9 protein-coding genes and 1 pseudogene are annotated in these 7,899 nt (G+C 47.9%); 4 read left to right on the top strand and 6 right to left on the bottom strand.

The features are described from left to right. The 6 genes and pseudogenes from Q0200_RS01610 to Q0200_RS01585 all read right to left on the bottom strand — a co-directional run. Positions 1 to 220, bottom strand: a pseudogene (locus Q0200_RS01610) (ankyrin repeat domain-containing protein); the annotation flags it as partial. A gap of 227 nt (positions 221 to 447) precedes the next feature. Further along, positions 448 to 1,191, bottom strand: coding sequence for an AMIN domain-containing protein (locus Q0200_RS01605; protein WP_297936972.1), 744 nt, complete (start codon positions 1,189 to 1,191; stop codon positions 448 to 450). Positions 1,192 to 1,224: 33 nt separating this feature from the next. Next, positions 1,225 to 1,494, bottom strand: coding sequence for a hypothetical protein (locus Q0200_RS01600; RefSeq protein ID WP_002953583.1), 270 nt, complete (start codon positions 1,492 to 1,494; stop codon positions 1,225 to 1,227). Then, positions 1,491 to 2,741, bottom strand: a complete 1,251-nt coding sequence (gene eno, locus Q0200_RS01595; protein WP_297936970.1) for a phosphopyruvate hydratase — start codon at positions 2,739 to 2,741, stop codon at positions 1,491 to 1,493. The genes Q0200_RS01600 and eno overlap by 4 nt, the downstream gene beginning before the upstream one ends. A gap of 4 nt (positions 2,742 to 2,745) precedes the next feature. Next, positions 2,746 to 3,852, bottom strand: coding sequence for a recombinase RecA (gene recA / locus Q0200_RS01590; protein ID WP_297936968.1), 1,107 nt, complete (start codon positions 3,850 to 3,852; stop codon positions 2,746 to 2,748). 112 nt (positions 3,853 to 3,964) lie between these two features. Beyond that, the gene (locus Q0200_RS01585) at positions 3,965 to 5,059 is read right to left on the bottom strand and encodes a DNA adenine methylase (RefSeq protein ID WP_297936966.1); all 1,095 of its coding nucleotides are present in this window, start codon (positions 5,057 to 5,059) and stop codon (positions 3,965 to 3,967) included. A 114-nt stretch (positions 5,060 to 5,173) separates the two neighbouring features. On the opposite strand from Q0200_RS01585, the gene Q0200_RS01580 reads away from it, so the two are divergent. From Q0200_RS01580 to Q0200_RS01565, 4 genes are all read left to right on the top strand, one after another. Next, positions 5,174 to 6,040, top strand: coding sequence for a menaquinone biosynthesis family protein (locus tag Q0200_RS01580; protein WP_297936974.1), 867 nt, complete (start codon positions 5,174 to 5,176; stop codon positions 6,038 to 6,040). After that, entirely contained in the window at positions 6,040 to 6,306 is a 267-nt protein-coding gene (gene fliQ, locus Q0200_RS01575; RefSeq protein ID WP_002953589.1) for a flagellar biosynthesis protein FliQ, read from the top strand. The genes Q0200_RS01580 and fliQ overlap by 1 nt, the downstream gene beginning before the upstream one ends. Further along, positions 6,303 to 7,088: a UDP-N-acetylmuramate dehydrogenase gene (locus Q0200_RS01570; protein ID WP_297936963.1), complete on the top strand. Its 786-nt coding sequence runs from the start codon at positions 6,303 to 6,305 to the stop codon at positions 7,086 to 7,088. The genes fliQ and Q0200_RS01570 overlap by 4 nt, the downstream gene beginning before the upstream one ends. 129 nt (positions 7,089 to 7,217) lie before the next feature. Next, entirely contained in the window at positions 7,218 to 7,712 is a 495-nt protein-coding gene (locus Q0200_RS01565; RefSeq protein ID WP_297936961.1) for a hypothetical protein, read from the top strand. Positions 7,713 to 7,899 lie beyond the last annotated feature (187 nt).

Raw genomic sequence — 7,899 nt, 5'->3', positions numbered from 1 at the left:
CCGCAAATGCGTCGTCCTTTATCTGCTTATCTATATCCCAGTATCTAAAAGCAAAATCGTCTATCTCCTCTTGCGTTACGTATTTGCTTAGTTCCGAACCGGGGATTATCTTGGTATCGGCGGTAACGACGAAACGAGTGGGGCCGGATAGCTTTTCGTAAATAAAATTTACGAAAAAGATGAGGAAAAGGGAGGCGAGGCTAAGTGCGAGTTTGTTCAAATTTATCCCTTAAGTCAAATTTGCGAAATCTTAGCCAAATGGCGGTTAAATTTGAGTGAAATTGGGCGGGGAATTTGGAAAAATGCGGGGAAATTTATATTAAGGCAAATTCGGCTAAATTTGAAAGCCAAATTTAAAAACGCGGCGAAGGCTCAAATTTAGTCCTTGCCGCGAGAAATTATCGGTGCAAATTTACACGCCCAAAAATCGGCGCGTAAAAATCAAATTTATCTAGAAAGCTTTAGCAGATATCCGTCCTGCGTCTTTTCGATCTCGTGTTTGTAGCTGCCGTCGAGATCAAAAACTACGCGGTAAAATTTGCCGTGCGAGCCAAAAAGAGCCGTTTTAAACGCGCCGCAGTCAAGCTCGTCTTTTCTAGTATTTACATCCGTTTGCGAGGCAAAGTCGATCACGACCTTTGTACCTTTGCTGATCGAGTAGTCCTTTAGCTTCTCGTCGGTCGTGAGGATTTTTATCTGCATCGGATAGATCTCAAATTTCGTCTGCTTATAGACGATTTGCTTTTGCGGTTGCGGCTTTTCAAGTGGCTTTATGACGACGTCTTTTAGCGGCTCTTGCGTTGTCATATTGCGCTCGGCAGGCTTTGGCGCGACGTCTATCGCGGCGGCTTTTGGCTCCTCTTTAGTGACCGAGACGTCGGGCTTTTCTACGACGATGGGCACTGCGATCTTGCTGAGCAAAAACTCATCCTGCCACGAGATGCTTTTGTTTATATCGACGGTTTTTTCCTTGACGCTGCCGTCGAGGCTTTTGTATTTTAGCGTGACGGAGATGAAGTTTCTAGCGTCGGCGGGAAATTTGAAATTTTGCTTCTCAAAAGGCGGCAAATTTTCCACGACGTTGCTGCTAGTCATGCTCGCGTTTACATCGCCCGAGGGCGCAAAAGGATTTTCTCTGCCAAAAGCCAACCCGCAGGCCAGCGCCAAAAGCCAAATTTTACCGATTTTCATAACTCCCCCGTTTTTAAATTTATAAAGCTAAATTTACCCGCCGCTGCTTGGCTCAAGCTCTTTTAGCTCGAAATACGCCTTTTGCAGCTGGGCGTTTTGTTTTTTTAGCGTTTCGACGTCACGTTCTAGCTGCGTTTTTTGCTCTTGTAGGCTTAGCATCACGTCTAGCGAGCGCTTGCCAAAGATTATATTGCCCACGTAGATACCAAAACATATCACGCAAAACGCTATGAGCGTAAATCTGAGAAAAAGCCTGAAATCAAAAGGCTTTTTCTCGACGTATTCGTCTAGGACTTCGCTCAAATTTGATTTCCTAAAAACTCGTCCGTCTCGCGCTCGATCTCAAGCAGGCGGTTGTATTTGGCGTTGCGTTCGCTTCTTGAGGTTGCGCCCGTTTTGATTTGGCCCGTATTCATCGCGACGGCGAAGTCCGCGATAAAGCTATCCTCGCTCTCGCCGCTTCTGTGGCTCATCACGCAGCGGTAGCCTTTGCGCTGCGCTAGGCGGATCGTCTGCATAGTTTGGCTTACGGTGCCGATTTGATTCGGTTTGATTAGGATCGCGTTGCCTACGCCTTTGGCGATGCCTTCGCGCAAAATTTTCTCGTTCGTTACAAATAGATCGTCGCCCACAAGCTGCACTTTAGAGCCAAGCTTGCTAGTTAGCTTCGCCCAGCCCGCCCAGTCGTCCTCGCTTAGGCCGTCTTCGATCGAAAATATCGGATACTTCTCGCAAAGTTGCGCGTATCGCTCTATCAGCTCTTCACTGCTAAATTCCTTGCCTTCTAGCTTATATTTGCCGTTTTCATACAGCTCGCTAGCCGCGACGTCAAGGGCTAGTTTGATCTGCTCGCCCGCTTTGTAGCCAGCTTTTTCGATAGCTTGCATGATGAGTTTGATCGGTTCTTCGTTATCGTTTAAATTCGGCGCAAATCCGCCCTCGTCGCCCACCGCCGTGCTGTGACCGGCCGCGTTTAGAAGGCCTTTTAGCGTGTGGTAAATTTCGCTCGCCGCTCGCAACGCGTCGCTAAATTTATCAAATCCAAACGGCATAATCATAAATTCTTGGAAATCCACGCTGTTGTTCGCGTGCGCGCCGCCGTTGATGATATTAAACATCGGCACCGGCAGTACGCTAGCGTTTGCGCCGCCTAGGTAGCGATACAAAGGCACGTCAAGGCTCTTTGCCGCCGCGCGCGCTACCGCCATAGATACGCCAAGCACCGCATTTGCGCCTAAATTTGAGTAATTATCGGTGCCGTCAAGCTCTCTCATCTCATCATCAAGCGCCTTTTGACCAAAAGCATCTAGTCCGATCACGGCTTCGGCGATCTGCGAATTTACGTTTTCAACAGCCTTTAGCACGCCCTTGCCGCAGTATCTATCGCCCCCGTCGCGAAGCTCCAGCGCCTCGCGTTTGCCCGTGCTTGCGCCACTTGGCACTATCGCGCTTGCTACGGTGCCATCACTTAGAGCCACGGTTGCTTTCACGGTCGGGTTGCCGCGGCTGTCAAGTACCTCTATCGCAGTTACGTCTTCTATAAATACCATTATTTTATTCCTCCGTATTTTCTTCTATGCTTTCGCCGTCTTCGTCGCTATCTTTGCCGCCCGCGCCGCTTATTAGCTTATCTAGGCCGATCGAGCTTTTTATCGTAGTTACGATCTCGTCGGAGATCTCCGAGTGCTCTTTGAGATAGGCTTTCGCGTTTTCGCGGCCTTGGCCGATTTTGGCGGCTTTGTAGCTAAACCACGCGCCGCTTTTGTCGATGATATCTAGCTTCACGCCGTAGTCGATGATCTCGCCGTCGCGGCTGATACCCTCGCCGAACATTATGTCGAATTCCGCCGTTTTAAACGGAGGTGCGACCTTGTTTTTCACGACTTTTACCTTTGTGCGGTTGCCGATAGGCTCTTCGTTTTGTTTTAGAGTGGCGATTTTTCGCACGTCTAGGCGCACGGATGCGTAAAATTTAAGCGCGTTACCGCCCGTAGTGGTCTCAGGAGTGCCGTAGCCCATAGCACCGATCTTCATACGAATTTGGTTAATAAAGATCACGGTCGTGTTCATCTTGTGCACGACGCCCGCGAGTTTGCGCAGCGCCTGGCTCATTAGACGAGCTTGCAGGCCTACGTGCTGATCGCCCATGTCGCCCTCGATCTCGCTTTTTGGCGTTAGAGCGGCGACGCTATCCACGACGATCAGCTCGACTGCACCGCTTCTAGCGAGGTTTTCTACGATTTCTAGCGCCTGCTCGCCAAAGTCAGGCTGGCTAACGTAGAGATTTTCGGTATCTACGCCCAAATTTGCCGCGTATTTTACGTCTAGAGCGTGCTCGGCGTCGATAAAAGCGCACGTGGCTCCCGCTTTTTGCGCTTCGGCGATGATGTGTAGCGTCAGAGTCGTTTTACCCGAGCTCTCAGGCCCGTAAACCTCGATGATACGGCCCTTTGGGATACCGCCGATACCAAGGGCCAGGTCAAGTCCTAACGAACCCGTGGAGATACTATCTATCGCCTCGACTTGCTTGTCGCCAAGGCGGATTAGCGTACCCTTGCCAAATGCTTTATCTATCTGCTTTAAAGCCGCGTCTAAGGCCTTTTTCTTGTCTGAATCGTTTGTCGGTGGGACTATCTTTTTCTCTTCTTTTTCTTTTGCCATCGGCTTCCTTAAATTTAAAATAATCGTGCTGATTTTATCAAATTTGAGATGAATTTTTGATTATTTACGCAAATTTGAAACGGGTCTGGGTGCGGTCAAATTTAGCCTAAATTTACGCCTTTTTTAAAACGTAAAGCAGCTCACTCACGTGCGTCGGACGGCTGGCTAGATTTCTGCTGCCGCGAAAGGCGTTATATTTTTGCTCTAAAATTCGCACTTCGCCGAGCCTTGCTAAATTTTGGCTAAATTCCTCGCGCGCGATGAAGCCCTCGGAGTTAAACGAGATGAGCACGAATTTTGCTTTTAGCTTTGAGATTAGCTCGAAAAATGCCGGCGCGGCGGCTGATTTTTGATTAAACACCGAGCGGTTCCAGCCTCTAGCGATACCGGAAACCCGCGAGATTTCGCTCGGGCGCTCGTAGTTAGCGATCAAATTTAACATAAAGTAGTTCGAGCCGTAGGGGTGCTGGTTATACGGCGGATCAAGATAGACTAGATCAAGCGGCGGAAGCTCGGCGGCAAGCTTGTTTGCATCCCGACTTTGCACGTCAAATTCGACGTTAAAATTTGAAAAAACGGGCTTAAGCAGGCTGATGTCTGCCGTGATGCGAGATAGCGCGTGTTTGCCGCGTCCGCCAAACTGCCCCAGGCCGTCTTTGTTTTTGTGAAAACCCTTGAAAATGCCGCTGGTATTGGCGTGCACGCTAGCTGAATAAAGTAGCGGCGCGATAAAAAAAACGTGCAGCTCCTGCGGCACGAGCGCATCGATCATCTGGCGTGCGGTGTCGATGTAGGCGGCGTTTTTTCTCGTGTAAAAGACGCGGTCAGCAGGCGAAATATTTGCCTCGTCTTTTGGCGCGTAAAGCTCGCAAATAAAGCCCTCGCGTAAATTTGCGCCGATTTGGCGAGTTAATTTGTCATGCCAAAAATCAAGCTCTTTTTTAAATTTTGCGTCCGCGTTTGCGAGGTAGCACTCGTTTGTGACGCGGCTATAAAGCTCCAAATCGTTTGCGACGATAAAATTTGCGTGGGATTTTAGAAACCGCGACACGATGCCGCTGCCGCTAAAAAGGTCGCAACAGCTTAGTTTTTCTTTCCCGAGTGCCTGTTTTGCGATATTTACGCCTTGTTCGATGAAGCTTAAAAGCGAGCGTTTGTTGCCCAGATAAGTTAAAATTTGCTCTTTTAAATACGCCTGATTTTCCATATTTTTCTTTATAAATTCCGCATTTTTATGGCGATTGTAGCAAAAATTTACTATAATTTCGCAATTTAGCCGCGCGCGAAATTTAAAGCGGAGCAAAAAGGATAAAATTTGAAGATTTTTAAGCATATAAACGTCGCTCACTCGCCCGACGCCGACGATATTTTTATGTATAAGGCGATTGATTTTGGCTGGGTAAGCTCCAAAAATCTAAAATTTAGCGCCACCGCGCTTGATATCCAGACGCTAAACGACGAGGCGCTAAAGGGCACCTATGAGGCCACGGCGATTAGCTTCGCGCTATATCCGCTTATCTGTGACGAATACGCGCTTTTGCGCACGGCGGTGAGCTTCGGCGAGGGTTATGGTCCAAAGCTAGTTAAGAAAAAGGGCGCGGTTTTAAAGCGAAATTTCAAGGTCGCGCTAAGCGGCAAGCACACGACAAACGCCTTGCTTTTTCGCATGACATACCCGCAGGCGCGCGTGATTTATAAAAATTTTCTCGACATCGAGGGCGCGGTTTTAAGCGGCGAGGTGGACGCGGGCGTGCTGATACACGAGAGTATTTTGGATTTTTCGGACGAGCTTTGCGTGGAGCGCGAGATCTGGGATATCTGGAGCGAGCTAGCGGGCGAAAATCTACCGCTACCGCTAGGCGGTATGGCGGTTCGCCGCAGCCTGCCTATAACGGACGCTACCGAGTGCGAGCGCGTGCTAACCGAGGGCGTACGTATCGCCACCGCACATAAGCCCTTTTTGTCGCACATGCTAATGGAACGAAACCTCATCCGCGTCGATAAAGAAAAGCTAAAAACCTATCTAAATCTCTACGCAAATGATAGCTCCATCTCGATGAACGAAACGCAGCTAAAGGCGGTAAACAGGCTCTTTGCGCTTGGTTACGAGCACGGATTTTACCCACTGCCTATCGATGCGAAAAACTACCTCGTGCCGACCGAGTACAACGATATAAGGTTTAGCTAATGCAATCAACGCTCATAGAACTCGGTATCGAAACTTTTAAGATCGCGCTATATCTGAGCTTTCCGATGTTGCTGGCGGGCCTATCGGCGGGCCTTATCATCAGTATATTTCAAGCTACGACGCAGATAAACGAGATGACGCTAAGCTTCGTGCCAAAGATCATTTTAGTCGTCGTCGTGATTATATTTTTGATGCCGTGGATGGTTTCGATGATGGTCGATTTCACGACGCGCATGATAGAGTTTATCCCGAATTTCGTGCAATGACGCAGCTTATAGATTTTTCCAAATTTAGCTCGGTGCGAGTGGGCGGCGTGCACGAAGTGGCGGTGCTAGAAAGCATTGCTGACGCTCTAAAGCCGGAATTTGCCGGGCACGTGATGATAGGCGGCGCAAATAACCTACTAGTCTCGCCAAACCCGCCCGCGATGATGATGCTAGGCGGCGCGTTTGATTATATAAACTTAAGCGGCGACGTGCTTAGTATCGGCGCTGCGACGAAGTCGGGCAAAATTTACAACTTCGCCAAAAAGCAGGGTATCGGCGGATTTGAGTTTTTGCAAAATATCCCCGGTACGCTTGGCGGACTAATAAAAATGAACGCGGGGCTTTGCGGCGTTAGCATCAGCGACGATCTACTCGCGGTACGGCTAGGACGCGGCTGGGTAGAGCGCGAGAGGATAAGCTTTAGCTACCGCAAAAGCGGGATAGATGAGCCGATATTTGGCGCCGAGTTTAAAATCTCGCGCGAATTTGACGCGGCTCTTGCGGCGGACTTTGCCGCTAAGCGCGCAAATCAGCCAAAGGGCGCTAGCTTTGGCAGCTGTTTCGTAAATCCGCCCGGAGACTACGCAGGCAGACTGATCGAATCGGTGGGGCTAAAGGGCTACGCGATAGGCGGGGCTAAATTTAGCGAGCGGCATGCAAATTTCATCGTAAATTTTAACGCCGCGACCTTCGCGGACGTAATCGGGCTCATAAATTTAGCCCGCGAGCACGTTTTGGAGCAGTTTGGCGTCGAGCTAAAAACCGAAGTCGTAATACTCTAATAAGGTAGAAACTATAAAAATAAGCAAAAAAGCAGCAGCCCTAGCGCTAGACGCAGAGGCAAGTTTGGGATGTTTTAATCCGGTTTTTGGATAAAACTTGAAGGACGAAAAGTAAATCTGACTCTAGACTTGAATAAAATTCAGCAAATCATACAGGAAAAAGATCAAAAGTTATTAAATAGATTAAAAAGATCGCCTACTACTTTAAAAGATAATTACAAAACAGGTAATCTAACTAGCAAGCTTAAATCAGCAAGTAAAAAAGTAGGTGGGGGTGTTTTAGAATTAGCCTTAAATTTAGGTGGCACTACACGATCTGAAATGTCTGATATGTTTAAAGATCTTAGGGGTGGAAAAGATTCACATAGGCAACAACTAAGAGATTTAAGACAAGAAGAGCTTGATCGTAGAACACAAGAAGAAACTAGGGATTATCTGAAAAAACTATCAGAAAATGAAGATAAGGAAGTTTTAAAAAGATTAAGTGATGATGACGATGAGTTAGAATATAGGAAAGACTCTTTAGAATCATTGAAAGCCACACGTAAATCAACTGAAGATGGCTTTTGGCAACTGACCGACAAATCTCAAGATATGGTTAGTGATTATAGCACTGCGAAATGAAAAAGGGGCTATCCCTTCCTTCGGAAGAATAAAAAGTGCGGTAAAAAACAACATCGTTTTCTACCGCACTTTTTTCATTTCAACTAAGCTTTAGCTGCTAAATATCGTTCCACCGTATCCACAATCGCTTGTGTTTGCGGATCGATTTCAATATTGATGAGGTCGCCTTCTTTGCGGCTGCCAAACA

It is taken from the genome of uncultured Campylobacter sp. (assembly GCF_938045225.1).
GTDB lineage: Bacteria > Campylobacterota > Campylobacteria > Campylobacterales > Campylobacteraceae > Campylobacter_A.
This window is presented reverse-complemented; position numbering and strand designations above follow the sequence as displayed.

Bases quoted from the DNA above. Each gene is read 5' to 3' on its own strand.
- eno (WP_297936970.1), bottom strand. From the start codon at position 2,741: ATGGTATTTATAGAAGACGTAACTGCGATAGAGGTACTTGACAGCCGC.
- Q0200_RS01605 (WP_297936972.1), bottom strand. From the start codon at position 1,191: ATGAAAATCGGTAAAATTTGGCTTTTGGCGCTGGCCTGCGGGTTGGCT.
- recA (WP_297936968.1), bottom strand. From the start codon at position 3,852: ATGGCAAAAGAAAAAGAAGAGAAAAAGATAGTCCCACCGACAAACGAT.
- fliQ (WP_002953589.1), top strand. From the start codon at position 6,040: ATGCAATCAACGCTCATAGAACTCGGTATCGAAACTTTTAAGATCGCG.
- Q0200_RS01570 (WP_297936963.1), top strand. From the start codon at position 6,303: ATGACGCAGCTTATAGATTTTTCCAAATTTAGCTCGGTGCGAGTGGGC.
- Q0200_RS01585 (WP_297936966.1), bottom strand. From the start codon at position 5,059: ATGGAAAATCAGGCGTATTTAAAAGAGCAAATTTTAACTTATCTGGGC.